The organism is Pseudaquidulcibacter saccharophilus (assembly GCF_019455445.1).
Taxonomy (GTDB): Bacteria; Pseudomonadota; Alphaproteobacteria; order Caulobacterales; family Aquidulcibacteraceae; genus Pseudaquidulcibacter; species Pseudaquidulcibacter saccharophilus.
In genome coordinates this window covers 537698-563029 of sequence record NZ_JAHWUS010000002.1, presented here as the reverse complement: position 1 = coordinate 563029, position 25332 = coordinate 537698, and the positions used below count along the sequence as shown (strand labels likewise).

Genomic DNA, 25332 nt, shown 5'->3' with positions numbered 1-25332 from the left:
GTAAAATTATGACTGACATAAAAATTAAAGACAATATCGACAAAGAAACCGTTCAGGCTGTTAAAGAGCTTGAAGGTGACAAATATAAATATGGTTTTGTAACCGATATTGAATCTGAAACCGCACCAATTGGTTTAAGCGAAGAAGTAATTAAATTTATTTCCGCAAAAAAGAATGAACCTGAATGGATGCTTGAATGGCGACTTAAGGCTTATAAGCGTTGGCTAACCATGGTTGAGCCTGAATGGGCAATGGTTTCATATCCAAAACCAAAGTTTCAAGAATTATATTATTATTCTGCACCAAAGCAAAAACCAGAAATTAACTCACTGGATGAAGTTGATCCAAAACTTTTGGAAACCTATAAAAAACTTGGCATCCCAATCCGTGAACAAGAGGTTCTGGCGGGCGTAAAAGGTGCCGCAAAGGTCGCGGTTGATGCAGTTTTTGATAGTGTGTCTGTTGCCACAACTTTCCGCAAGGAATTGTCACAAGCTGGCGTAATTTTTTGTTCAATTTCCGAGGCAATTCAAGAACATCCAGAGCTTGTGAAACAATATCTTGGTTCGGTTGTTCCGCAATCTGATAATTTTTATGCAACGCTTAATTCGGCGGTATTCTCCGACGGGACATTTGTTTATATCCCAAAAGGCGTGCGTTGCCCCATGGAATTATCAACATATTTCCGTATCAACGCTGCCAATACTGGCCAATTTGAGCGGACATTAATTATTGCCGATGCCGATTCTTATGTTTCATATCTTGAAGGCTGCACTGCGCCGCAACGCGATGAAAATCAGCTTCATGCTGCGGTGGTTGAACTGGTGGCTTTGGATGGTGCAGAAATTCGTTATTCAACCGTGCAGAACTGGTATCCGGGTGATGAGAATGGAAAGGGCGGGATTTATAATTTCGTGACCAAACGTGCCGATTGCCGTGGCAAAAAATCCAAAGTATCATGGACACAGGTTGAAACCGGTTCGGCGGTAACGTGGAAATATCCATCCTGTATTCTTCGTGGTGATGAAAGTGTCGGCGAATTTTATTCAATCGCCGTAACTAATGGTCATCAACAGGCCGACACAGGCACAAAAATGATTCATTTGGGCAAAAATACCTCTTCACGCGTCATTTCCAAAGGCATCGCGGCGGGTGTTTCAAACCAAACCTATCGCGGGCTTGTTTCGGCACATTCCAAGGCAACAAACGCCCGCAACTTTACCCAATGCGATAGTTTGTTAATCGGTGATAAATGCGGCGCGCATACTTTTCCGTATATTGAGGCGGCAAATACAAGCGCGCATTTTGAACATGAAGCCACCACAACAAAACTTGGTGAAGATCAATTATTTTATTGCCGCCAACGGGGTTTATCCGAAGAAAGCGCGACCGCACTTTTGGTAAACGGCTTTGTCCGCGAAGTTATGCAAAAACTCCCGATGGAATTTGCAGTTGAGGCGCAGAAGCTAGTCGCCATAAGCCTTGAGGGGAGTGTGGGGTGATTACAAAGATTGCAATTCCAATACCAGTAAGGTGGATTATTTGTTTTTTTCTTTTTATGACAATCATATCTAAAAATGAATATCATATCAGCTTACAATCATTGGATTTTACTGCTTTGATATTTAAGTGTTTATTGTTGATTTGGATAATTCCTAAAACCAATGGAAACGAAATTAGATTATTAAAAGAAAATGGATATCCAACAAAATTCGCTTTTTCTTTATTGATTTCCGGTCTGTTATGGTTTTTGCAAGGCATTATTTTAATGTCGGTAATTTTAAATCATATTGCTGGTCGGTAAAAGATATCACAGGATGATAAAATGTTAAAAATTAAAGATTTAAAAGTAGAAATTGACGGCAAACAAATTACCAATGGGCTATCTTTAGATGTCCCTGCTGGTGAAGTTCATGCAATTATGGGTCCGAATGGTGCTGGTAAATCAACGCTTTCTAACGCTCTCACGGGGCATCCTGCATATCAAGTGACGGGCGGTACTGCCGAATTAAATGGTAAAAATATCCTTGCACTTGAACCAGAAGAGCGTGCCGCAGAAGGCTTGTTTTTGTCATTCCAATACCCGCTTGAAATCCCAGGTGTGCCGACCTTAACTTTCCTTAGAACCGCACTTAATGAACAGCGCAAATATCGCGGTGAAGATGAATTATCGGTTCCGCAATTTATGAAAGCTGCCAAAGAGGCCGCAAAACGCTTAAAAATTGAAGATGAGATGCTAAAACGTCCGCTTAATGTCGGTTTTAGCGGTGGCGAGAAAAAACGTATGGAAATTTTCCAAATGGCAATGCTTGAACCTAAATTCATGATACTTGATGAAACCGATTCAGGGCTTGATATTGATGCCCTGCGGATTGTTTCTGATGGTGTGAATTACATGCGCGCGCCAAATCGCGGTATGTTGGTCATTACACACTATCAACGCCTTCTAGATTATATCAAGCCTGATAAGGTTCACGTTTTGGTTGATGGTAAAATTGTCGATACGGGCGGGCCGGAATTGGCGCTTGAATTAGAAAAAAATGGTTATGATAAATATGAGGCATTAGTCTCATGAGCGATATTGCAATATTAAACGAGCTTACAAAAACCGAATGGGGTAAAAAAGCCCGTGAATATATCGAAAAAAATGGGTTGCCTAATAAACGTGTAGAGTTTTTTCACTACACTGATTTGGCGCGGGCTTTGTCAGATAAAATTGAAAGCCCATCCGGTGAAGTTCGTAGCGCAAACCTATCTGCCGATATTATTATTCATGCCACACAATTTGGTGAAATTGTTTCTGGTGCGTCAAAAGATTTGCAAATCGATAGCGTAAGCAAAATTTCGGGTTATGATGAAGATGTAACCACAATTTTGGTGCAGGGTCTTTCTAAATCATCGCAGCGCATCACGCTTAAAGCCGGCAAAAAGGCACGCATAGCCATTCAACGTGGTGCAGGTTCGCGCACGGCGATGCATATAATTGTTGAAAATGGCGCGCATCTTGAAATTATTGAAGAGCAGGGTGCCGATGCGGGGCTTTCTTCGGGCTTAATGTTTGCTGAGATTGGCGAAAATGCGTCTTTAAGACGGATTATGTATGCTGATACATTTGGGGCAAAAGATATTAGGAAGTCTATTGTAAATGTTGCCAAAGGTGGTGAGTTTGCAGGATTTTCCCTTATGCGCGGTGGTGAGTTGTCACGCATTGAAACCGATGTTCATTTATTAGGTGAGGGGGCGAAATGCAATTTCAATGCCGCCTATCTTTTGAAAAATGCGCATAATGACATTACAACAACCGTTTATCACCATGCCCCAAATTGCGAAACCAAAGAAATGGTACGTGGTATTGTTGGCGAAGGCGGCAATGCAGTTTTCCAAGGTAAAATTCAGGTTGAGCGTAACGCCCAAAAAACCAGTGCGGTTATGGAGCATCGCGGAATTATGCTTGAAGATGGTGGCAAGATTAACGCCAAACCAAGTCTTGAAATTTATGCTGATGATGTGGAATGTTCACACGCCAATACAATTGGTGCATTGGATGAAAGCGCATTATTCTACATGCAGGCACGTGGTATAAGCCAAAAATCGGCCAAAATTCTTTTAATTAAAGCATTCTTGTCGCAGGTTTTTGATGATTTGCAATATGACGATATACGTGAATACGCAATTTCACGGATTGAAAACCGCCTTGATGAGATCGTTGGCTAATGACATTTGATGTAAACCAAATACGCTCCCAATTTCCAATCCTTTCACGTCAAGTGAATGGAAAACCATTGGTTTATTTGGATAGTGGCGCATCGGCACAAAAACCTGATTGCGTTATTAATGCCATGAGTGATTTTATGAGCACTTCATATGCGAACGTGCATCGTGGTTTACATACTTTATCCAATGAAGCCACCAATGCCTTTGAAGATGCCCGTAAAGCAACTGAAAACTTTATCAATGCCAATGAGGGTGAAGTAGTTTTCACCAAAGGAGCGACCGAGGCGCTTAATCTGCTCGCTTATACATTAGGTCAAAGCCTCGTTCCGGGTGATGAAATTGTAATTACCGAGCTTGAACACCACGCTAATATCGTTCCGTGGCAAATGCTGGCGATGCGAAGTGGCGCTGTGGTTAAATGGGCTAAGATTAATGATGATGGTGCATTAAACCTAGAACATTTCAAATCATTATTGAGCGAGAAAACAAAAATTGTTTCTTTTGCACATATTTCAAATGTTTTGGGTACACGATTACCAATCAAAGAAATGGCAAACATGGCGCATGAAATTGGCGCAAAAGTCATTATTGATGGCTCACAAGGGATTGTGCATGAAAAAGTCGATGTAAAAGACATTGATTGCGATTTTTACGTATTTTCATCACACAAGCTTTATGGGCCCAGTGGTATTGGAGTTTTATACGGGAAATTTGCCGAATTAAACAAACTCCCGCCATTTTTGGGTGGTGGTGAAATGATTGAGACCGTAACCCAAGAAGGTGTAACTTTTAACGAGCCACCATTTAGGTTTGAGGCAGGTACACCACCAATTACTGAAGCGGTTGGTTTAAAATCGGCAATTGATTGGATTTCAGCACAAGATCGTGATGCAATCCATGCCCATGAAAAAGAATTATTAATTGCGGCAACTGAGGCAATTAGGAAAAATAACCGTGTTAAAATCCTTGGCGAAACCATTGATAAGGCAGCGATTTTATCATTTGTTGTTGATGGTGTTCATCCCCATGATATTTCCCAAATTTTGGATAAATATGGTGTTGCAATTCGGGCGGGGCATCATTGTGCGCAACCCCTAATGACACGGATGGGGGTTAATGCCTCGGCGCGTGCCAGCTTCGCTGCATATAATACACTTCAAGAGGTGGAAATTTTTGCCAAATCTCTTGAAAAAGCAATTGAATTCCTTACTTGATAGGTAGGATATGTTAAAAGAACAAAAAATATACGATTATGACGACCAAGAAGTGAAAGAACGTATTACTAATGATCTTATTAGTGCGTTCAAGGGGGTTTATGACCCAGAGATTCCGGTTGATATTTATGAACTGGGTCTGATTTACAAGGTCGATATTAATGATGAAGGTCATGTTGAAGTTACCATGACCCTAACTGCACCTGCTTGCCCTGCGGCTGAAATTATTCCGCAACAGGTGGAAGAGGCGGCGTTGACAGTTGATGGGGTTAATTCGGCAACCGCGATTATAACTTTTGATCCGCCATGGACAAAAGACAATATGTCCGATGAAGCCAAACTTATTTTAAATATGTTTTAGTGAGATTATGGAAACAAAAATACGCCAAAAACCAAAACTTGTTACCCTTTCTGATAAAGCGGCAGAAAGGGTGAAGGAAATTATTGCCAATGGCGATAAACCTTATTTGCGTGTTGGGGTTAAAAATGGTGGTTGTGCCGGCATGGAATATACAATGGAATATGCCGAAGCCCCTGAAAAATATGATGAATTGATCGAGGATAAAGGCGTTAAGATAATTATTGCCGCCAATGCAGTTTTATTTTTAATCGGCACCGAAATCGATATTGAAACCAATAAATTCCATTCCAAATTCACCTTCCGCAATCCAAACCAAACCGATGCTTGTGGCTGTGGTGAAAGCGTTACGATTGTTCCTGCGAAGGCATAAATTTGCGCTCATGCGTCAATAACCACTCCTTGCGCCATATTTTTCCTGCATAACCTGTCATAGAGCCATCAGAGCCAATTACACGGTGGCATGGGACAATGATTGCAACCTTGTTTGAGCCATTGGCACGTGCAACGGCACGCACTGCATTGGGGTTTTCAATTGCCTTTGCTTGGGCGGCATAAGAACGTGTTGTGCCAAAAGGAATTGTTTGCAATTGCGCCCAGACAGATTTTTCAAATGGCGTTCCAAATTGCGCAATCGGAATATTGAATATTTGACGTGTACCTTGGAAATATTCGTTTAATTGAATTTCGGTTGTTTCTAATATGGGGTGGTTGCGGAAAACAATTGCGCCAATACGCTTTTTTGTGGTTTCAATTTCTTTAGGAAGTCCTTTACGCTCGGCAAATTCGAGTAGATGTAAGCCTTCATCATCTGCAACCCCAAGCATCGGGCCAATCGGTGTTTCAAGCCATTTGGCGCTTAAGATTCTTTGAAATTTTATACCTTTGGGGCTTGTGCCTATTTGTTTTTTAACGGCTTCCACAAACCCACTTGAAGAATCATATCCTGCATCCAATTGTGCTTCTATTATTTTGCCGCCATTCTCAAGGTCGGAGACTATTGCACCAAGGCGGTGTTCACGTGCAAACTTTAGAAAGGTTGTGCCAAAATCACGTTGGAATGAACGGCGCAAGGTGCTTTCATCAATTCCCAAGACCCTGATTGCATCACTATCCCAGCGTTTTTGCGGATTTTTGTTGAGTTCTTCAATCATTCTTGCTGTAAGCAGCGAAAGTGGCTTTTTGCTCTCTTCTGGTTTGCAGCGTAGACAGGCGCGATATCCTTTATTTTTTGCCTCAATTATTGAGGCTACAAATTCAATATTGCTTTCAAGGGGTTTGCGTGCCGCACATGAAAGTCGGCAAAATATACCGGTGGTTTTTACGCAAACAAATGCCAAACCTTCATACGCATCATCACGGCTCAATAATGCATTATACAGGCTTTGAAAATCGGTTTTTAAAATTTCTTTATTCATGCGGGTAATTTATAGCATGAAAGGCGAAAATCTACCGCAAAACAGGCATTGATTTTTTAATTGTCAGCTAAACGCATAAATTTTTTCATTTTACCTTTTTGGCAACGTGCAAGTTGATTATCATAAATTTCGGCTTGATTTTCAACGCGTTCGGCATAATTTATAAGCCAAGTTTTGCCTTTATATGTTCCGCGTTTATAGCCTGCTGGGCCTTCATGAAATGCCAAATATAGGTTCTTGGCGTCATTTTTTTGAACGCCAGTTTGATTTGATATTCTATCAAGGTACCAGCCTATGAAATCAGCGCTATCTTCATATTTTTTTCGTTTTCCACTACCGCGTGCCTTTTCATAGTCAGCCCACGTTCCATCAAGTGCTTGTGAATACCCATAAGCAGATGAAAGTTTGTTGCCGTTTTTATCAACTGGCTTTGCATCATGCCGAAAAGAGCTTTCATGTTTTATGAATGATAATATTGTTCCAGGTGAAACACCCCAATCATATGCTGCATTAAAGGTTGGTTTTTCCCATTTGTTTTTTTCAGATAAAATTGCACAAGCATCTGCCTGGTTTTTTGGTGGCGCAACATTTGTTGTTACGCATCCCGCAGAAAACATTAATGCCAAAAGCACAAAAGCCGATTTTATCTTTTTCATAATTCCCACCAACTTATTTGGATGTTTGTTGATGATAATAACAAATAATGGATAAAATCGGCTTAAAATGTTGTTTATAAGTTATTTACCTTGTTCCTTAATTAGGAATGACGGTAAGATTCCGAGTGTGATAATCACCGCACTTATTCCTAGTGCCCATTGCGGCGGAAACTTCTCAAGGCCTAATAAATCTGCCGCGAATATTTTGCCACCAATGAATATTAATAGCGCACCCAATGAATATTTAAGATATTCAAATCGATCAATCATTGCAGCCAAGGCAAAATATAATGCCCTTAGGCCGAGTATTGCAAAGATGTTCGATGTAAATACAATGAATGGATCGGTTGTAATGGCGAAAATTGCAGGAATTGAATCAATAGCAAAAATCAGATCGGCAAATTCAACCATTAATAACGCTAGAAATAGGGGGGTGATAAAGGTTTTAATCTTGCCGCCGACATCTTGTGTTACAATGAATTTCTCACCGTGTAATTTATCTGTGATAGGTAGTTTTTTTGTTACCCATTGTAAAAGTTTATTTTCAGATAAATCGCTATGACCGCCTTTGTCCAAGAGCATTTTTATGCCAGTGAAAATCAAGAAAATCGCGAAAATATACAAAACCCACTCATATTTCTCAACTATTGCAGCACCTGCAAATATCATTATCCCACGTAGGATTAATACACCCAAGACTCCTAATAATAATACGCGATGTTGTAAGTGATTAGGTATTGCGAAATATGAAAATATCATGGCAATCACAAAGACGTTATCAATTGCCAATGTCTTTTCAATTATAAAACCAGTTACATATTCAAATGCCTTTGTGCTTCCCATTTGCCAATTTACAAATAGAGAAAATGACAAGCCAATTGCAATATAAAATGACGATAAAAGAAGTGACTTTTTTATTCCAATTGCTTTTTTGTCTCTACTCAATATACCAAGATCAAATGCCAAAAGAACAAATACTATTAAAAGAAATAATGCCCACGAATAAAGTGGGGCACCCATTACCAAAGCGTTCATGAAATCCATGTTGCGTGTCCATAGCTGGAAAATAGTTGCCAAAGCAGCTCCGACATCATGGCTATCCAGCATCACCATCAGAGGGGCCCGGCACTGCAACTTGTTTCCAATATATTTATAGATATTAATGGGTCAATTATCAAAAAATAAAAAAACGATTATGTTATGAAGCCACAAAACTATTTAAAAAGGGCAGGTGATGCAGTTAGAACGAGGTAAGTTGCGCATCACCTGCCGGCGTAATTGTGCCGAGTTTCTAATAGTTTGCCCATATGTAAACATAGATAGGCGTTCAACTTATACCTAACACGGCCTTAAAACACAACCCAAAATAACATATTAAATATTATTTATTTAAAATCTAACAAGGCAATAAAAAAGCCCCAACAAAATGTTGGGGCTTTGATATAAAGTTTAGTACAATGATTACATTTTGTAATACATATCGAATTCAACAGGGTGCGGATGCAGATTAAGTCTGTCACTTTCTTCTTTCTTAAGCTCGATGTATGCATCGATGAAATCATCATCCATAACACCGCCAGCTTTCAAGAAGTCACGGTCTGCATCTAGTGCTGCAAGAGCTTCTGCAAGAGATGCCGCAACAGTTGGAACACCTGCAAGTTCTTCTGGAGGAAGAGAGTACAAGTCTTTATCGAAAGATGCGCCTGGATCGATTTTGTTTACGATACCGTCAAGACCAGCCATCAACAATGCAGTGAAGGTTAGGTACATGTTACCAATTGCGTCTGGGAAGCGTGCTTCAAGACGTTTTGCTTTTGGAGATGCGGTGTGTGGAATACGGATAGAAGCTGAACGGTTACGTGCAGAATAAGCAAGCAACACAGGTGCTTCATAGCCAGGAACCAAGCGCTTATAAGAGTTGGTAGAAGAGTTAGCAAATGCGTTGATTGCTTTTGCGTGTTTGATGATACCACCGATATACCACAAGCATTCTTGAGAAAGATCGGCATATTTATCGCCAGCGAATACAGGCTTGCCATCTTTCCAGATTGATTGGTGAACGTGCATGCCGTTACCGTTTTCTTTGAAGAAAGGTTTAGGCATAAAGGTTGCGGTTTTACCATAAGCAGCCGCAACGTTTTGGATTACGTATTTATAAAGGTTGGTGTTGTCAGCCATTTTAACAAGAGTTTGGAATTTTAAACCAAGTTCGTGTTGTGCTGGAGAAACCTCATGGTGATGTTTTTCAGGGTGAAGACCAAGTTCTTTCATTACTGAAAGCATTTCACCGCGTAGGTCTTGGCAAGAATCAATCGGAGGAAGTGGGAAGTAACCACCTTTAGGGCCAGGACGGTGACCCATGTTGCCACCTTCATATTCTTTATTGGTGTTTGCAGGTAATTCAGTTGAATCAAATGAATAACCAGTGTTGTGTGCGTCGGTTGACCATTTTACATCGTCAAACAAGAAGAATTCAGGTTCTGGGCCAAAATAAATAGCATCACCGATACCAAGAGATTTTGTATATGCTTCTGCTTTTTTCGCCATACCACGAGAGCAACGGTTGTAAGGCTTCAAAGTGCCTGGTTCAAGAACGTCGCAAACGATAGCCAAAGTAGTTTGTTGGAAGAATGGATCAATTGTTACTGAATCTGGGTCTGGCATCATAACCATGTCTGACTCGTTGATTGCTTTCCATCCAGCGATAGATGAACCGTCAAACATTACGCCTTCTTCAAGGGCGTCAACATCAACCATATCTACATCATAGGTGATATGGTGAACTTTACCACGTGTATCCGTGAAGCGGAAATCAACGTATTGGACTTCTTCGTCCTTAATTAATTGCATTACTTTATCAAATTTAGACATCACATTCTCCAACTATAAGTTATTCATCGTGTGAGATAAACAACAACTCCCTATATTGCATCTATATCGCAACCGCGCCGGTCTCACCGGTTCTGATACGAATTACTTCAGCAATATCTGAAACAAAAATCTTTCCATCGCCAATACGCCCAGTGCGTGCTGCCTGGACGATAGCATCTATTGCGGCCTCTGCTTGATCATCATTTACAACCAGTTCAATTTTTAACTTTGGAAGGAAATCAACAACATATTCCGCGCCACGATATAATTCCGTATGACCTTTTTGACGTCCAAAGCCCTTAGCTTCGATTATTGTCATACCTTGTAACCCTAGTTCCTGAAGCGCTTCTTTGACTTCATCAAGCTTGAATGGCTTGATTATTGCTTCAATCTTTTTCATTCATTTCCCCTTAAACGAGTCAAATATTTAGGTCGTTCTTAGTGGCACATAAGTCAAAAAAACGCCATATCAATCTTTGTTAGTTGGTAGTAGCAACGCATTCTTTTTACTATTCGTTAAAAGGAAAATGTTGCTAGCTTATTACAGATGATTAAAAATAATGCACATGATGCATAAAAAAGCATCATATTGGATAATTGTATATGTCAAATAGATTGCAGATAATAGTGAAAGTAATTTTAAATATAGAACCAATATTCAAATTCTGCAGTAATATATATTTTTGTTCATCTTTGGTTTAAGTTGCACTTGTTAATAGCTGATGAGGTTAGGAATCCAACCCCGTCCCTCGTGATTCTTAGCTAATCGGAGTTTTCCGTGACCCTGACTTGTCAGGGTCTTTTTTTTTGCCTTTTTTACTTTAGTTGCAGGCGCATTTGCATGGGTGCAATGCGTAATTCGTTGTCACTCATTTTTGCATGGGTGTAATGCGATAAAGTGTATAAAATCAAGCTGTTATTAGACTAAGGAATTATATTTATCCGTAATTCTTATGATAAGCTTTATGCAACAAAAATCATAAAACTGTTCCGTGTAATTGTTTGAAAAATACTATCTGCAAATGCAAATTGCAGAGCATGATTTCTTTTGTCCAAGAAGCTATTGGCAAATTATACACAATTCATGGAAGGCCTAGAGGACAAAATGAATAAAGTATATAAAGATGCGCTTTCTGCACTAGAAGGGTTAACCAAAGATGGCATTACTATAATGTCTGGTGGTTTCGGACTTTGTGGAATTCCTGAAAATTCTATTGCTGCATTAAATAAACTAGGTGTGCAAAATTTAAACATTATTGCCAATACATGTGGCGTTGACGGTTTTGGTCTAGGAATTCTTGTTGATGCAAAGCAAGTAAAACATGTAACAACTTCTTATATGGGTGAAAATAAAGAATTTGGTCGCCAATATCTTGCTGGTGAAATTGAAGTTGAATTTACACCACAGGGCACATTAGCAGAGCGGATTAGGGCAGGTGGGGCCGGTATTCCTGCTTTTTATACTAAGACAGGTGTTGGAACAGTTGTTGCTGAAGGCAAAGAGCATAAAATCTTCAATGGTGAAACCTATATATTAGAGCGTGCTCTTCGAGCTGATATCGCTATCATCAAAGCTTGGAAAGCTGATGAAGAAGGCAACTTGGTTTACCGCAAAACGACCCAGAATTTTAATCCACAAATGGCAACCGCCGCGACAATTACAATTGCAGAAGTTGAAGAGATTGTTCCATGTGGAGAAATCGACCCTGATCATATTCATACCCCAGGAATATATGTTGATAGAATATTTAAGGGCAGTTTTGAAAAACGTATCGAAAAACGAACTTTCCGTAAAAGGGAAGCAATAACAGAAATTGCATAGAGGACTTTCAGATGGCTTGGACTAGAGAACAAATCGCGGCGCGCGCAGCAAAAGAATTACGTGAAGGCTTTTATGCAAACCTTGGGATTGGTTTGCCGACTCATGTTGCAAATTATATTCCCGAAGGCATGAAAGTAATATTGCATTCAGAAAATGGAATGCTTGGAATGGGCCCATTTCCATATGAGGACGAGATAGACCCAGATTTAACCAATGCCGGTAAGCAAACCATTTCTGAATTACCATATTCGTCATATTTTTCATCTGCCGAAAGCTTTAATATTGTTCGTGGCGGACACCTTGATTTGACAATCTTGGGCGGCATGGAAGTTTCACAACATGGCGATCTAGCGAATTGGATGGTGCCTGGCAAAATGGCAAAAGGCATGGGCGGCGCGATGGATTTGGTTGCAGGCGTAAAAAGATGCGTCGTTGTTATGGAGCATATTAACAAAGATGGTGAACCAAAGCTTGTTAAAAAATGCTCGCTGCCGCTAACTGGGATGCGCGTTATTGATATGGTTATCACTTCACACGGTGTTTTTGAAATTGACAAACATGGCAATGGCCCAATGCGCCTTATTGAGCTTGCAAAAGGCGTTACGCTTGAGGATATTCGTGCACATACGGATGCCGATTACATTGTGGCATTAAAAGAAGAAAAAGTTGCAGCATAGTTCATGGAACGAGGGCAGGAAATAAAAAGGGCGCCTCTTTGAGGCGCCCTTAAGTTTTATAATTCTTCAAGTTCAGCTTCTCTTTTATACTTCAAAATTTTTGAAATTATTGATGAAGGTTTTCCACCTTCATCAATGAATTTTATAGCCGCCGTGCTTACTTTCCCACGTAATTTATCGTGAGGGTCATTTGAGAATGCTTTTAATAAGTCTTTGGCATCATCGAACTTTTTGGTGCTAATCAACATAAACACTGCATTAAAAGCGTAATCTGTTACCGAAGGGGATATTAGATATGCCTCCACGGCGGCATTAACATATGCTTCTTCTGGGTTTGAGATTCCTGTTGGTGCGGTCTGTGATAAATAATATAAGGTTCGAGCGTTATTTGGGTCTAATTGATAGGCCTTATATAGATTTTTTCTTGCTTCCTTTAAATTTTCTATATGTTCATTGTTATCATCATAATCTTTTTTCAAATATGCTTCGCCAATTCGTGAATAATATTCTGGGTTATCGGGGGATGTAACCAATACCGATTTGTAAAATTCAATTGCCTTGCCAGCATCACCAGCAATTGCTTCTGACCGCGCTAAATATTCATTAGCAAAGCTGGAATCTTTTATATTATTTGCTTCATTTTCGATTTTGGTTATTAATTCTCTTGACTCATTGTATGATGGATGAACTCTCAATGCGGCATCAAGCAAAATTAGATTGTTTAGAGATTTAGGGTATTTGAATACATCTACCTTTATATCTTTTTGAACTTCCCTAAATTTATAGATTGTAGCTTTGAAATTATACAAATACTTACTCAATATTTTGTCTAAATCTTTAACTTTTATAGAGAACACATCTTCAAAAGCTTCAACCTCATCATGTCCTTCTTTGATTTTTACAAAGTATTCAGGCATTTTAGACCTAAGTACAGGATCCGACATAAGGTAATGTGTTAGTATCCATGATTGTGCATAAAACATGCTCTCATATTCGCTATCGTCTTTTTTGCTACTGTTTTTGTCACGCAATATGTCTTCATATTTAATTTTTGAGAAGTTCAATAAAGTATAAATTCGTTCATTGGAGCCATAGCCAACAAGCGCATTTTCATTTGTTATTCGTGTCGTTGAATAATATTCTGCAAAACCCTCTATATACCATCTAGGATATGCGAACCCCGAAGTTATTTGCATTAAAAGGTGCGTATATTCGTGGAACAATACAACCTGATTTTCATTTTCATCTAGGTGTTTTGCATCTTTATAATTTTGTAAAACGCCACCAAATGCGAGCGAAAATGCAAATACACCATCAATTGAGCTGTTGGCAAAGCCACCAAGATTTTTAGGATGATTGGGCCAAACTTTGTCCAGGTCAGAATCTTTTTTCAAAAGATATACATTAAGTTTAGGGTTTTCTAGCTCGCGAATTTCTTTTTCTTGATAAAAGTTCACCAAAAGAAAGCGAAATTTCTCTAAATTTTGTGCATAGGCAATTGTTTCTTTTTCGCTCCAATTGCTCATAATTATAAAGTTTTTCGTTTCAGCTTTGAGCCATTCATCAGCAATTGCGTTACTAGAAAATAGACAAGCGATTATTAAAGTTATTAGTCTGAAATATAATTTTAACATCGATGCCCCATTTCAATGCCTAAACTTTTATCACAGTAACAGTTACTTAAGATGGGGCGTTGGTCAAGATGGATTCTATTTATAGCTGTAATAATTTTACATATTTCTAACTTCTTATTTTATTCCATTTGACTGGGTCTATTTTTTGATTGTTAAGATGTTTTATCATGAAACAAATTGGTAATTATCTGATGTACGGATTTGGTAAGCATTAACCGTTTAATATAAATGATAAAAAATAGTCGCAAAACTATTGGATAAATTTTCAAATGCTTTTAATTCTTAATTGTTAGGTGTGGCGTGTCTATGTAATATCTATGGTTTAATGCATTTGAAACATAATCAGAGTTTGTTTGCCACGGCAATTATTTGGTTTACCGCATTAAAAATTATGTATTATCGCCTGTGATTCGCAGAGTTATAAATAAAACTCGATATTGAAACGATAAAAATGACAGATAATTCAGACTTAATTGAACCTACTGAAGGCGGAAAAATAATTAATGAACCATTTGATAGGGCTTTAGAAAGCCGTTATTTGGTTTATGCGCTTTCAACAATCACTTCGCGTGCTTTGCCCGATGTCCGTGACGGACTGAAACCGGTTCAAAGACGTATTGTTCATGCGATGGGTGAATTGGGTCTTGATAGTGATGCACGTTTTAAAAAATGTGCGAAAATTGTCGGCGACGTTATGGGTAAATTTCACCCACACGGCGATAGCGCAATTTATGACACAATGGTGCGTTTAGCGCAGGACTTTTCGGTGCGTTATCGTCTTGTCGATGGTCAAGGAAATTTTGGCAATATTGATGGTGATAGTGCAGCAGCATATCGTTATACCGAAGCGCGTCTTACAAATACCGGCACTTTGTTGCTTGAAGGTATCAATGAGGACTGTGTAAATTTCCGTGAAACTTATTCTGGCGAAGATCTTGAACCGGTTGTTTTACCCGCATCTTTTCCAAATCTATTGGCAAATGGCGCAATGGGTATTGCGGTTGGTATGGCAACGTCAATCCCTCCACATAATGCGATAGAGCTTATCGACGCTTGTCTTGCATTGGTTGACGACCATGATTTAAGCACAGAAGCAATTATGGATTATATTCCCGGTCCCGACTTCCCAACCGGTGGCGTTATTGTTGAGCCTAAAGAGAACATTCTTAATGCCTATGAAACAGGTAAAGGTTCTATTCGTGTGCGCTCTAAATGGCATGTTGAAGACATGGGGCGTGGTCAATGGCAAATTATTGTTACCGAACCACCATTTCAGGTTCAAAAATCGCGTTTGATTGAAAAACTTGCCGAATTGATTGAGAATAAACGTGCTCCTTTATTAGCAGATGTACGTGATGAAAGCGCGGAAGACATTCGTATTGTTCTTGAACCAAAGTCAAAAACTGTAACACCTGAACATTTGATGGAAAGTCTTTTCAAATTATCTGATTTGGAAAACCGTTTTTCAGTCAACCTTAACGTAATTGATGCGAACGGTATCCCTCGTGTGATGGGGGTAAAAGAATGCCTGTTTTCATTCATAACATTTAAAAAAGAACTTGTTGTCAGGCGTGCTAATTGGCGTCGTGGTAAAATTGAAGCGCGCTTAGAAATTTTGGCTGCATTATTGATTGCGTATCTTAATTTAGACGAAGTCATACGTATTATTCGTGAAGAAGATGATGCTAAAGCCGTTTTGATGGCAACGTTTAACTTGAATGATGTCCAAGCTAATGCAATTCTTGATACTCGTTTACGTAATTTGCGTAAACTTGAAGAAATGGCAATTAAAACTGAAGATGCTAACCTTAAAAAAGAGCTTGACGAATTAAATAAATTGCTGGCTTCAGAGAAATTGCAATGGCGCAAAGTTTATAACGAGCTGGAAAAAACAAGAGAAATTTTTGCAAAAGATACAATAAGTGCAAAACGTAGAACTAGTTTTGCGGACGCACCAGATCCATCAACTGCGATTTCTATTGAGGCGTTCATTACAAAAGAACCAATCACGGTTGTGCTTTCTAAACGTGGTTGGATAAGAGCGTTAAAAGGAAAAATTGAGGATTTATCATCGGTTAAATTCAAAGATGATGATGATTTATCGCTGTCACTTCAATGTTATACAACTGATAAAATCGTGCTGTTTGCAACAGACGGTAGGGCGTTCACACTTCAAGGTGATAAATTACCATCCGGACGCGGATTAGGAGAACCAATACGTTTATCTATCGAACTTGGTGAAGAATACGACATATTGGATATGTTTGTGCCAGAAGATGGAAAGAAAAGATTGGTTGCATCATCAAAGGGTTACGGTTTTGTTATTGATGAAAATGAATTTCTAAGCCAAAAACGTGGTGGTAAAACCATTCTTTCAACTGGTGACAATCAAAAGGCCGCTGTTACCAAAGTCATCAAAGGCAACTTCCTTGGTGTTATTGGTGAAAATCGCAAACTATTGATTTTCAATTCTGAAGAGCTTCCTGTTATGTCTCGTGGCAAGGGGGTTAAATTACAATCGTATCGTGATGGCGGGATATTGGACGCTATTAGTTTTAAAGGCGAAGACGGTTTAGTATGGATTGATAGTTCCGGTCGAAATCGTGAGATGCCGGAATGGCGTGATTATGTTGGAAAGCGCGCGTCGGTTGGTCGCATGGTACCTCGCGGGTTTAGTAAAACTGGAAAATTTAGCTGAAAAACAATGAATTAGTGCGTGTTTATACATTAAATTCATGCTTTAAGGTACGAAATCATAAGTTTTAGTATCTTGTGAGTAACCCTTTCGAAACTTTTTTATTATTAGATGTCCATGGGGAATGGGTCGTTTTTATTAATGAAAAAGATTTTATACGCTGAAGATAATACTGGTATGCGAAAGATGGTGTCCCATTTTCTTGAGGCTACCGGTTTTGATATCGTGGCCTGTGAAGATGGCGATGAAGCGATAGAATTTGCCAAACAAGAACTCTTTGACGTGATTATCCTTGATGTAACAATGGAACGTATTGATGGTACGGTGGCGGCGAAAAAGATACGTGCCTTGGATAATGCGAACTCTAAAATTCCAATACTTGGATTAACTGCACGTAGTGAACAACATGAAGTTTTAGCATGTCTTGATGCTGGTATGGACGTTGTTCTTAATAAACCGGTTGATCTTGAAGAATTGGTCAATACGATAATGGATGTGAACCATGTCGAAATTGATAATTCAAAAAATTCTGATTATATTGATAAAGAGCCATTGATTGTAGATGTTGCCGTATTGATGAGTTATCGCGATAATGCTGGAAATGAAGCAGTGAGCGGCGTATTGCGTGATTTTTCAAAACAATGGCCAATTAAAATTGCAGAATTGCTACTAAGCTTAACAATCAATCATACCGATAGCTTTATTCGAGCCGCAGAAGAACTTGCCGCAATTTCTGCCGCGATAGGTGCTGGTAAATTGCTTAAATATTCTTCATTGGCATCAGCGGCAACGGATGATGATGAGCGCTCAAGCATTTTGTTGAACATAATAAATTCTTGTAAAGAAGTTCAGGAAATAATCGATAAATTAAATGACGATTACTTCTTTTTAGCTGCTTGATTTTTATCTTCTAGAACCCTAGCGGCTAGATCATTTTTAAGATTATCATAAAATAAATTATAAGAGCTAACTTTGTAAAAGCTTCCCAGTTCAAAAACAGGGGGTGATAAAGCTGCTGGTCTTAGGCTATCAACCAATAGCAGGCCGTCTTTACAATTTGCACCTGTTGCCGCGGGTAAAAGAGCTGGGTCAGTTCCTTCTTCTAATTTTGAAGCAGCAACGGCACCGCTATTAAGTTTCTCTTCAGCATCAGCATTACTGCCGCCATTTAAAGGGTTAACGCATATTACAGCAGCTTTTCCACGTTTATAATATCCATTATTTTTATCATAAACTGGTGAATATTTACGGGCCAGATATATCTTTCTATTGTTGTTCTCACTCACTGACAAAAAGTTTACTAGGCATTTTGTTTCTTTTAGTTCTTTACAAGGTGGAATGACGCCTAAAAGGCTTTTACCTTCTTCTTGTTTTATAAGATCTGTTGGGATTGCTTGATCAATTAAATATACGGCAATTATATCTTCTTTTAGTTCAGGTGGTTGCTGTTGCATAAGGCGCAATAAATGTAATGCACCCTGATTCATGCCAACAATAATAATTTTTTGCCCTGGGGCCTTATGTTGTAAAAAGGTTTTAAATGCAGTTTCTATATCATTATATGCAAGGTTTAATGCCTCTTTGGCATCCTCATTAAAGCTAAGATTTGAGTATAAAGTTGCCTGTCGGTAATGCGGAAGCCAAACTTGTGTTCCATCCATGAAAGGTGCAACATGATTAGGAATAACAATTTCATCAATAATTTGTCGCGCTTCGGGTTGGTTAATATCTGCGTTCCAACCTTTTGAGCCATCATAATAGGTTACGGGGTGAGCGAAGAATACAGCAGGTTTCGAAGCATCAATGATTTGCGGACGCAAAACCCATGCCGAAGCATCATTGTAATTAGGAGTTGAAGGTTCTTGTGCAACTTGAAAGGGGATTGACGGTTTAATTATTGCCTTAAAAATATTATTTCTAAAGAAGAAAACCAATAATCCACTTATTATAGTTGTTACCGCTAGTGCCACCAAAAGCAGTTTTTGCCACTTTGGCATAAGCGGTTTTGTGTTTTTGGTTACATCTATTGCAACTTGCGGCATACTGAACTTTTATACCTTCATTACATTAAATCAATAAGATAATCCGTTATTACGCAATATTTTCCCTTCATATGCTAATAAATCTTAGCCTAAAGCATGAATTGACCATAAAATAACTTGCAATAATGAAGGCGTGATTGTAACCAAATTATCATAAAAAAACGCCGATAATAATTAAACAATTCTACTTATTCAGTTTAAAACTGGGGAATCTTATATGAAAACTATCATTGAAACTTTAAAAGAAAAACGCGATCAGGCATGGTTGGGTGGCGGTCAAAAGCGTATTGATGCGCAGCACGCAAGAGGAAAACTTACTGCTCGTGAGCGTCTTGAAATTTTATTAGACGAGGGTTCTTTTGAAGAATACGACATTTATGTTGAACATCGTTGTAATGAATTTGGTATGTCTGAAAAGAAAATCGCAGGCGATGGCGTTGTAACCGGACACGGTACAATAAATGGTCGTTTGGTTTATGTTTTCTCAAAAGATTTTACGGTTTTTGGTGGCTCTCTATCTCGTTCTCACGCCGAAAAAATTGTAAAAGTTCAACAAATGGCGGTTAAAAATGGCGCGCCAATTATTGGATTGTTTGATGCGGGCGGCGCACGTATTCAAGAAGGTGTTGAATCACTTGCTGGTTATGCCGATATTTTCTTGCAGAATGTTTTGGCTTCAGGCGTTGTGCCGCAAATTTCTGTAATCATGGGACCTTGTGCGGGTGGTGACGTTTATTCACCAGCCATGACTGACTTTATCTTTATGGTAAAAGATACTTCTAACATGTTTGTTACTGGCCCTGACGTTGTTAAAACCGTGACCAACGAAGTTGTAACGGCTGAGGAATTGGGCGGCGCACGTGTGCATTGTCAAAAATCAGGTGTTGCCGATGGTGCATTTGAAAATGATTTTGAAGCATTGTTGCAAATGCGTCGTTTGATTGATTTCATTCCATCAAATAACACTGAAAAAGCACCGGTTCGTGCAGGTGTTGTTGTTAAGAATGAGCCTGATTATTCTCTTGATAATCTGGTTCCAAGCAATCCTAACCAGCCTTATGATATTGTTGAGCTAATTGAAAAAACAGTAGATGACGGCGATTTTATGCAAATTTCTCAAGATTTCGCAAAAAATATTGTTGTTGGTTTCGGACGTATCGAAGGGCAGACAGTTGGCGTTGTTGCGAACCAACCAATGAGCCTTGCCGGCGTTCTTGATAGTGATTCTTCACGTAAAGCGGCACGTTTTGTGCGTTTCTGCGATTGTTATAATATTCCAATTGTTACCTTTGTTGACGTTCCTGGATTTATGCCTGGCACTAAACAGGAATATGGTGGTTTGATAAAACATGGTGCAAAACTTTTGTTTGCTTATGCCGAAGCAACCGTTCCAAAGGTAACTTTGATCACACGTAAAGCATATGGTGGTGCTTATGATGTTATGTCATCAAAACACCTTCGTGGTGATGTAAACTATGCGTGGCCGACCGCGGAAATTGCGGTCATGGGCGCAAAGGGTGCGGTGGAAATTATCTTCCGTCAAGATATTGGTGACGCTGCAAAGATTCAGGAACGTACAGATGAATATCAAAAGCGTTTTGCGAACCCATTTGTTGCGGCATCGCTTGGTTTTATTGATGATGTTATCATGCCGCATTCAACACGTTTCAGGATTGCTCAATCGCTAAGAACTCTGGCTAAAAAGAAACTAAGCAATCCTTGGAAAAAGCACGATAACATTCCACTATAATGCAAAAGTCCCGCACTGCGGGGCTTTTTAATGGTTTAAAATGTTTAGCTTGCAAATTTTAACATTACAGTTTCAAGATTTTTTTTATCTGTAACTTCGCTGATTTCAAATTTTGCTTCTGCCATTGCTGCCTCATCGCTAACACCAATGTCAAATGCAGATGATTCAAGTACAGCGCAAATGCGCTGCCCAGCATTAAATGCGGTAATTTTATCTGAAAATGGCAATATTATTGCAAATCGATTAAGTGTAATCCGTGCAGCAGTGTCTTCGGTACGAACCAATCTGGCAATCATTGAACCAATCTGATTAATAACGCTAAGGCGTTTATCATCAGGAATTTCAAGGTTTGGATTATGTTGTGGCGCAACATGAATTGTGATTTCAATTATGCAAACTTGTTCTTTAAAATTAATGGCTTCGTTGATAAGCGCATTTAAATGGCTTTTGAAGAAGGCGAAATTATAAAGCCCTGATGCGCGATCAATTGCCTTGTCTGACTTGGCAAGGCGGAAAGCCATCTTAAGGGCGTCTCTACGACGCTTTTCATCAATATGTGTCATTAAGCGAATGATGGAATTTTCTTCCGAGACGCCAATAAAATCAACATCAGTCGCGCCTTTTAGTATCGCATCTTCAAAATTACCAAAGTCGCTGTTAACGAGCAAAAGGCAAGGGATATGGAAAAGGCGTGAATTGCGCCGTAGTGCAGAGCAGAAGCTAATGGCGCCGGCTTTGTCATCATGGGCAAAAACTATTACCGCATCAAACCCGCCATTATGCAAATATTCAAAAGCGCTAAATGAAGAAAAGGCGGCAACGCATAATATGCCAAGGTGGTCTAAAATTGCGGTTATCCGCATATTATCCGGGCCAGGTGCCCCGTAAATAAGTATTTTAGGCGGAATTTGATGTGCGTTATATGATGGTTTTGCCTGCGCACCAAATTGTGCAAGTGTATTAAATCTTGTCATTGCCTCGCGTGACATTGCTGCAATCCGTGACGCAGATTCAAGGCGAGCCTTTATATAAGAAAGCGGTGTTTCTTCGTTTAAAAGGCCATCAAATTTAAAGATTTCATATTGATTTAGGCTAGCGTTGGGTTCTGTCCAACCATAGATTTGTAAATGCTTTTGTGATTTAATATTTCGCAATTCTTCGAGTAGAATCTGCGCTTCGGCTATATCAACATTACGCAAATCAATAATAATCGCTCTGTTAACAGGTACATCTTCTATCTTATCGGTAGTAGTAAATCCCGCTTTGGCGACAGTTTGAAAAATGTCATCTGCGCCAATAATTAAAATAACAGGTCTACTCATGTATTAAATACCTAAAAACCACTTAATTGTAAAACAAGGTATAGTAGTTGTAAATGTAAATTACTTACAAAGTGTTTCGCCATTACCTAACGTAACAGTAAAAAGTAATTTATTGCAGTTTTTTTATGAAATTTCCTTAAAAACGGGATAAAAATTGTTTCCTAATTAAGATAATTGCGCTAACTCGCAATTATGGAAAACGTTGAATATTCTACTGCTTGCTCGCGGGCTTATGCGCAGGGTCGTAAGCCTTCTTTTCAGGATATTATCCTTACGCTGTCTGATTATTGGGCGCGTCAGGGTTGTGTGATTTTACAACCATATGATACCGAGGTTGGGGCAGGGACATTGCATCCCGCAACCACTTTGCGTGCGCTTGGTGAAAAGCCATGGAAGGCAGCCTATGTGCAACCTTCTCGTCGTCCTAAGGATGCGCGTTATGGTGAAAATCCAAACCGTTTGGGCCATTATTACCAATATCAAGTAATTCTAAAGCCAAACCCACCAAATCTACAAGAATTATATCTTAATTCACTTTATGAAATTGGTATTGATCCAAAACTTCATGATATTCGCTTTGTTGAAGATGATTGGGAAAACCCAACCGTTGGCGCATGGGGCCTTGGCTGGGAAGTGTGGTGCGACGGCATGGAAGTATCACAATTCACATATTTCCAACAAGTTGGTGGTTTCGACTGTAAGCCTGTTTCTGGCGAATTAACCTATGGTCTTGAGCGTTTGACAATGTATGTCCAAGGTGTCGAAAATGTTTATGACATTGATTTCAACGGCAATGGCGTAACTTATGGTGACGTGTTCCACGAAAACGAAGTAGAGCAATCAAAATTTAATTTTGAATATTCCAAAGTTGAAATTCTTGAACAATGGTTCAAAGACGCCGAAACCCAATGCAATATCCTTCTTGAGGCAAAATTACCGCTTCCAGCATTTGATTGGGCGTTAAAGGCATCGCATTTATTTAACTTGATGGATGCGCGTGGCGTCGTTAGCCCGACCGAACGACAAAGCTTTATTGCCCGCGTGCGCGACCTTGCCAAAGGTTCTGCTGCCGCATGGATGGAAAAACAAGAAGAATTAAAGGCGGGTGAGAAGTAATGAGCCAGTTTTTATTAGAAATATTTTCAGAAGAAATTCCTGCGCGTTTCCAAAAACGTGCGTCAGAAGATTTGGCGAAAATGGTCAAAGATGGCCTTGAAAAAGCTGGTGTGACCGTTGGCGAAATTACCAATTTTGTTGCGCCACGACGTCTTGGTCTTTGTATTGAAAATCTACCAAATGAAACTCCAGATGTTAAAGAAGAAAAAAAGGGGCCAAAAGTCGGTGCGCCACAGCCTGCAATTGATGGCTTTATACGTGCGGCGGGTATTTCTTCAATTGACGAGGCAAAAGTTGTTTCAGACCCAAAAAAGGGTGATTTTTACGTTGTTGAAATTATAAAAAAGGGCGCAAAAACTACTGATATTATTAAAGAATTAGTACCAAGCATTGTGCGTAATTTCCCATGGCAAAAATCAATGCGTTGGGGTGAGGGTACATTACGCTGGGTTCGCCCGCTTCATTCAATTCTTTGCATGTTTAATGGTGAAATTGTTGATTTTGAAATTGACGGCATCAAATCTGGCAATGTAACTCGTGGTCACCGTTTTCATGCGCCAGAAGATTTTACCGTAACCGATTTTGCTGATTATCAGGCCAAAACCCGTGCCGCACATGTTTTAATTGACCGTGAAGAACGTAAACAATCAATTATGGCACAGGCACAAAAACTATGTGCAGATAATGGTCTTGAACTTATCGAAGATATTGGACTTTTAGAAGAGGTTTGCGGCCTTGTTGATGAGCCGTTTGTTATTTTGGGGCAAATGGATGAGGCTTTTCTTGACCTTCCTCCCGAAGTAATCCGCCTTACATTGCGCATCAATCAAAAATATTTCGTGGTAAATTCCAAGGCAACAGGAAAACTTGCGCCATATTTTATTGTGGTTTCAAACGTAAATGCAACAGATGGCGGCAAAGCAATTGCGCATGGTAATGCGCGCGTGCTTGCGGCGCGCTTGAATGATGCACGCTATTTCTGGGATTTGGATAGAAAAACCACTCTTGAAGCGCGCGTTCCAAAACTTGACACAATTGTATTCCACCAAAAAATTGGTTCAATTGGCGACAAGGTTAAACGCGTCGTTGAATTGGCTGGTGAACTTGCGCCAATTGTTGGCGCGGATGTTGAATTGGCAAAACGCGCTGCATTACTTTGCAAGGCGGACTTGGTGACCGAAATGGTTGGCGAATTCCCTGAATTGCAAGGTGTTATGGGGCGTTATTATGCCAAGAATGACCAAGAAACTGCAGATGTCGCGAATGCAATTGCCGAGCACTATAAACCAGTTGGTCCATCGGATTATGCACCAACAAATCCGGTTTCAATTGCGGTTGCTTTGGCGGATAAATTCGACAGCTTGGTTTCATTCTTTGCGATTGGTGAAAAGCCAACTGGTTCGGGCGACCCATACGCACTTCGCCGTGCGGCATTGGGCATTATTCGGATTATTCTTGAGAATAAGGTTAGAATGCCACTTACTTCACAAGTTAATGAAGAGCTTCAATCCTTCTTCCTTGACCGCCTTAAAGTCTTCCTCAAAGATGAGGGGCTTGAATATGATGTGATTGATGCGGTTTTTGCGGGTGCTGATGATGATATTTATCGCATTACCCAGAAAGTAAAAACGCTAAGCGAATTTTTAAAAACTGAAGAAGGTAAAACCCTTCTTGAAGGTTACAAGCGCGCGTCAAATATTCTTAAGGCCGAAGAGAAAAAAGGTGCTTTGGATGGCACTTTTGTTGCATCTGCACAATATTTAGAATTAAATGCAGAAAAGGCATTATTTTCGGCAATTGATACTACTAAAGCCGCGCTTGCTACAAGCCTCGAAAATGAGGACTATGTAGGGGCAATGAAAACGTTTACACTGCTTAGAGACCCTATCTTTGATTTCCTTGACAATGTTTTGGTCAACGATAGTGACGAAAATAAGCGAAAAAATCGACTTGCGCTTTTATGTGATTTAAGACAAATGATGTCTCAGGTTGCAGACTTTGAGTGTATTCGCGGCTAAATTTTGCCGCAAATGTATCTTAAGA

General features: G+C 39.5%; 22 protein-coding genes. 14 read left to right on the top strand and 8 right to left on the bottom strand.

Going from position 1 to position 25332, the window contains the following annotated elements; all coding sequences use genetic code 11:
* Nucleotides 1-8 precede the first annotated feature (8 nt).
* From sufB to KXV15_RS08355, 7 genes are read left to right on the top strand one after another with little or no spacing between them, the layout of a single operon-like run.
* Nucleotides 9-1502, top strand: a complete 1494-nt coding sequence (gene sufB / locus KXV15_RS08385; RefSeq protein WP_240007717.1) for a Fe-S cluster assembly protein SufB — start codon at nt 9-11, stop codon at nt 1500-1502.
* Nucleotides 1499-1804 (top strand): hypothetical protein, encoded by a 306-nt coding sequence (locus KXV15_RS08380; RefSeq protein ID WP_240007716.1) that lies wholly within the window; start codon nt 1499-1501, stop codon nt 1802-1804. Before sufB ends, KXV15_RS08380 begins: the two co-directional genes overlap by 4 nt.
* 21 nt (nt 1805-1825) lie before the next feature.
* On the top strand, nt 1826-2575 hold the full coding sequence (gene sufC / locus KXV15_RS08375) for a Fe-S cluster assembly ATPase SufC (RefSeq protein WP_240007715.1): 750 nt from the start codon (nt 1826-1828) through the stop codon (nt 2573-2575).
* On the top strand, nt 2572-3714 hold the full coding sequence (locus KXV15_RS08370) for a SufB/SufD family protein (protein ID WP_240007714.1): 1143 nt from the start codon (nt 2572-2574) through the stop codon (nt 3712-3714). The genes sufC and KXV15_RS08370 overlap by 4 nt, the downstream gene beginning before the upstream one ends.
* Nucleotides 3714-4928 (top strand): cysteine desulfurase, encoded by a 1215-nt coding sequence (locus KXV15_RS08365; protein ID WP_240007713.1) that lies wholly within the window; start codon nt 3714-3716, stop codon nt 4926-4928. Before KXV15_RS08370 ends, KXV15_RS08365 begins: the two co-directional genes overlap by 1 nt.
* A 10-nt stretch (nt 4929-4938) precedes the next feature.
* Entirely contained in the window at nt 4939-5289 is a 351-nt protein-coding gene (locus tag KXV15_RS08360; protein WP_240007712.1) for a DUF59 domain-containing protein, read from the top strand.
* A 7-nt stretch (nt 5290-5296) separates the two neighbouring features.
* Complete coding sequence (locus tag KXV15_RS08355; protein WP_240007711.1) at nt 5297-5659, top strand: HesB/IscA family protein; 363 nt, start codon at nt 5297-5299, stop codon at nt 5657-5659.
* On the opposite strand, the gene KXV15_RS08350 is transcribed toward KXV15_RS08355, so the two are convergent.
* The 5 genes from KXV15_RS08350 to KXV15_RS08330 form a co-directional block, all read right to left on the bottom strand.
* Nucleotides 5634-6704 (bottom strand): bifunctional transcriptional activator/DNA repair enzyme AdaA, encoded by a 1071-nt coding sequence (locus tag KXV15_RS08350; protein WP_240007710.1) that lies wholly within the window; start codon nt 6702-6704, stop codon nt 5634-5636. The genes KXV15_RS08355 and KXV15_RS08350 overlap by 26 nt on opposite strands.
* A gap of 56 nt (nt 6705-6760) precedes the next feature.
* Nucleotides 6761-7360, bottom strand: coding sequence for a transglycosylase SLT domain-containing protein (locus KXV15_RS08345; protein ID WP_240007709.1), 600 nt, complete (start codon nt 7358-7360; stop codon nt 6761-6763).
* Nucleotides 7361-7441: 81 nt separating this feature from the next.
* Nucleotides 7442-8473: a TerC/Alx family metal homeostasis membrane protein gene (locus KXV15_RS08340; protein WP_338050431.1), complete on the bottom strand. Its 1032-nt coding sequence runs from the start codon at nt 8471-8473 to the stop codon at nt 7442-7444.
* Nucleotides 8474-8821: 348 nt separating this feature from the next.
* Complete coding sequence (gene glnA / locus KXV15_RS08335) at nt 8822-10231, bottom strand: type I glutamate--ammonia ligase (protein WP_240007708.1); 1410 nt, start codon at nt 10229-10231, stop codon at nt 8822-8824.
* A gap of 61 nt (nt 10232-10292) precedes the next feature.
* On the bottom strand, nt 10293-10631 hold the full coding sequence (locus KXV15_RS08330) for a P-II family nitrogen regulator (protein ID WP_240007707.1): 339 nt from the start codon (nt 10629-10631) through the stop codon (nt 10293-10295).
* A gap of 705 nt (nt 10632-11336) precedes the next feature.
* Between KXV15_RS08330 and KXV15_RS08325 the strand changes: the two genes are divergently transcribed.
* Together KXV15_RS08325 and KXV15_RS08320 are read left to right on the top strand one after the other, a co-directional pair.
* Nucleotides 11337-12053, top strand: coding sequence for a CoA transferase subunit A (locus KXV15_RS08325; RefSeq protein WP_240007706.1), 717 nt, complete (start codon nt 11337-11339; stop codon nt 12051-12053).
* Between the two features lie 11 nt (nt 12054-12064).
* On the top strand, nt 12065-12730 hold the full coding sequence (locus KXV15_RS08320) for a CoA transferase subunit B (RefSeq protein WP_240007705.1): 666 nt from the start codon (nt 12065-12067) through the stop codon (nt 12728-12730).
* A gap of 56 nt (nt 12731-12786) precedes the next feature.
* Here KXV15_RS08320 and KXV15_RS08315 read toward each other — a convergent pair whose 3' ends face one another.
* The gene (locus KXV15_RS08315) at nt 12787-14364 is read right to left on the bottom strand and encodes a tetratricopeptide repeat protein (protein ID WP_240007704.1); all 1578 of its coding nucleotides are present in this window, start codon (nt 14362-14364) and stop codon (nt 12787-12789) included.
* A 451-nt stretch (nt 14365-14815) separates the two neighbouring features.
* Between KXV15_RS08315 and parC the strand changes: the two genes are divergently transcribed.
* A complete protein-coding gene (parC, locus tag KXV15_RS08310) occupies nt 14816-17062 on the top strand; it encodes a DNA topoisomerase IV subunit A (protein ID WP_240007703.1) in 2247 nt (748 codons plus the stop codon).
* Between the two features lie 138 nt (nt 17063-17200).
* The gene (locus tag KXV15_RS08305) at nt 17201-17959 is read left to right on the top strand and encodes a response regulator (protein WP_240007702.1); all 759 of its coding nucleotides are present in this window, start codon (nt 17201-17203) and stop codon (nt 17957-17959) included.
* Here the strand turns inward: KXV15_RS08305 and KXV15_RS08300 are convergent.
* The gene (locus KXV15_RS08300; RefSeq protein WP_240007701.1) at nt 17938-19101 is read right to left on the bottom strand and encodes a DUF3089 domain-containing protein; all 1164 of its coding nucleotides are present in this window, start codon (nt 19099-19101) and stop codon (nt 17938-17940) included. The genes KXV15_RS08305 and KXV15_RS08300 overlap by 22 nt on opposite strands.
* 217 nt (nt 19102-19318) lie before the next feature.
* On the opposite strand from KXV15_RS08300, the gene KXV15_RS08295 reads away from it, so the two are divergent.
* A complete protein-coding gene (locus KXV15_RS08295) occupies nt 19319-20851 on the top strand; it encodes an acyl-CoA carboxylase subunit beta (protein WP_240007700.1) in 1533 nt (510 codons plus the stop codon).
* Nucleotides 20852-20895: 44 nt separating this feature from the next.
* Here the strand turns inward: KXV15_RS08295 and KXV15_RS08290 are convergent, their stop codons facing one another.
* Nucleotides 20896-22173: a diguanylate cyclase domain-containing protein gene (locus KXV15_RS08290; protein ID WP_240007699.1), complete on the bottom strand. Its 1278-nt coding sequence runs from the start codon at nt 22171-22173 to the stop codon at nt 20896-20898.
* A gap of 192 nt (nt 22174-22365) precedes the next feature.
* Between KXV15_RS08290 and KXV15_RS08285 the strand changes: the two genes are divergently transcribed.
* Entirely contained in the window at nt 22366-23289 is a 924-nt protein-coding gene (locus KXV15_RS08285) for a glycine--tRNA ligase subunit alpha (protein WP_240007698.1), read from the top strand.
* Nucleotides 23289-25307, top strand: coding sequence for a glycine--tRNA ligase subunit beta (glyS, locus tag KXV15_RS08280; RefSeq protein ID WP_240007697.1), 2019 nt, complete (start codon nt 23289-23291; stop codon nt 25305-25307). Before KXV15_RS08285 ends, glyS begins: the two co-directional genes overlap by 1 nt.
* Nucleotides 25308-25332 lie beyond the last annotated feature (25 nt).

What these genes read in the sequence shown, in the direction of transcription:
- sufB (WP_240007717.1), top strand. Translation starts at nt 9, where the DNA reads ATGACTGACATAAAAATTAAAGACAATATCGACAAAGAAACCGTTCAG.
- sufC (WP_240007715.1), top strand. Translation starts at nt 1,826, where the DNA reads ATGTTAAAAATTAAAGATTTAAAAGTAGAAATTGACGGCAAACAAATT.
- KXV15_RS08370 (WP_240007714.1), top strand. Translation starts at nt 2,572, where the DNA reads ATGAGCGATATTGCAATATTAAACGAGCTTACAAAAACCGAATGGGGT.
- KXV15_RS08365 (WP_240007713.1), top strand. Translation starts at nt 3,714, where the DNA reads ATGACATTTGATGTAAACCAAATACGCTCCCAATTTCCAATCCTTTCA.
- KXV15_RS08360 (WP_240007712.1), top strand. Translation starts at nt 4,939, where the DNA reads ATGTTAAAAGAACAAAAAATATACGATTATGACGACCAAGAAGTGAAA.
- KXV15_RS08355 (WP_240007711.1), top strand. Translation starts at nt 5,297, where the DNA reads ATGGAAACAAAAATACGCCAAAAACCAAAACTTGTTACCCTTTCTGAT.
- KXV15_RS08350 (WP_240007710.1), bottom strand. Translation starts at nt 6,704, where the DNA reads ATGAATAAAGAAATTTTAAAAACCGATTTTCAAAGCCTGTATAATGCA.
- KXV15_RS08345 (WP_240007709.1), bottom strand. Translation starts at nt 7,360, where the DNA reads ATGAAAAAGATAAAATCGGCTTTTGTGCTTTTGGCATTAATGTTTTCT.
- KXV15_RS08340 (WP_338050431.1), bottom strand. Translation starts at nt 8,473, where the DNA reads ATGGTGATGCTGGATAGCCATGATGTCGGAGCTGCTTTGGCAACTATT.
- glnA (WP_240007708.1), bottom strand. Translation starts at nt 10,231, where the DNA reads ATGTCTAAATTTGATAAAGTAATGCAATTAATTAAGGACGAAGAAGTC.
- KXV15_RS08330 (WP_240007707.1), bottom strand. Translation starts at nt 10,631, where the DNA reads ATGAAAAAGATTGAAGCAATAATCAAGCCATTCAAGCTTGATGAAGTC.
- KXV15_RS08325 (WP_240007706.1), top strand. Translation starts at nt 11,337, where the DNA reads ATGAATAAAGTATATAAAGATGCGCTTTCTGCACTAGAAGGGTTAACC.
- KXV15_RS08320 (WP_240007705.1), top strand. Translation starts at nt 12,065, where the DNA reads ATGGCTTGGACTAGAGAACAAATCGCGGCGCGCGCAGCAAAAGAATTA.
- KXV15_RS08315 (WP_240007704.1), bottom strand. Translation starts at nt 14,364, where the DNA reads ATGTTAAAATTATATTTCAGACTAATAACTTTAATAATCGCTTGTCTA.
- parC (WP_240007703.1), top strand. Translation starts at nt 14,816, where the DNA reads ATGACAGATAATTCAGACTTAATTGAACCTACTGAAGGCGGAAAAATA.
- KXV15_RS08305 (WP_240007702.1), top strand. Translation starts at nt 17,201, where the DNA reads ATGAAAAAGATTTTATACGCTGAAGATAATACTGGTATGCGAAAGATG.
- KXV15_RS08300 (WP_240007701.1), bottom strand. Translation starts at nt 19,101, where the DNA reads ATGCCGCAAGTTGCAATAGATGTAACCAAAAACACAAAACCGCTTATG.
- KXV15_RS08295 (WP_240007700.1), top strand. Translation starts at nt 19,319, where the DNA reads ATGAAAACTATCATTGAAACTTTAAAAGAAAAACGCGATCAGGCATGG.
- KXV15_RS08290 (WP_240007699.1), bottom strand. Translation starts at nt 22,173, where the DNA reads ATGAGTAGACCTGTTATTTTAATTATTGGCGCAGATGACATTTTTCAA.
- KXV15_RS08285 (WP_240007698.1), top strand. Translation starts at nt 22,366, where the DNA reads ATGGAAAACGTTGAATATTCTACTGCTTGCTCGCGGGCTTATGCGCAG.
- glyS (WP_240007697.1), top strand. Translation starts at nt 23,289, where the DNA reads ATGAGCCAGTTTTTATTAGAAATATTTTCAGAAGAAATTCCTGCGCGT.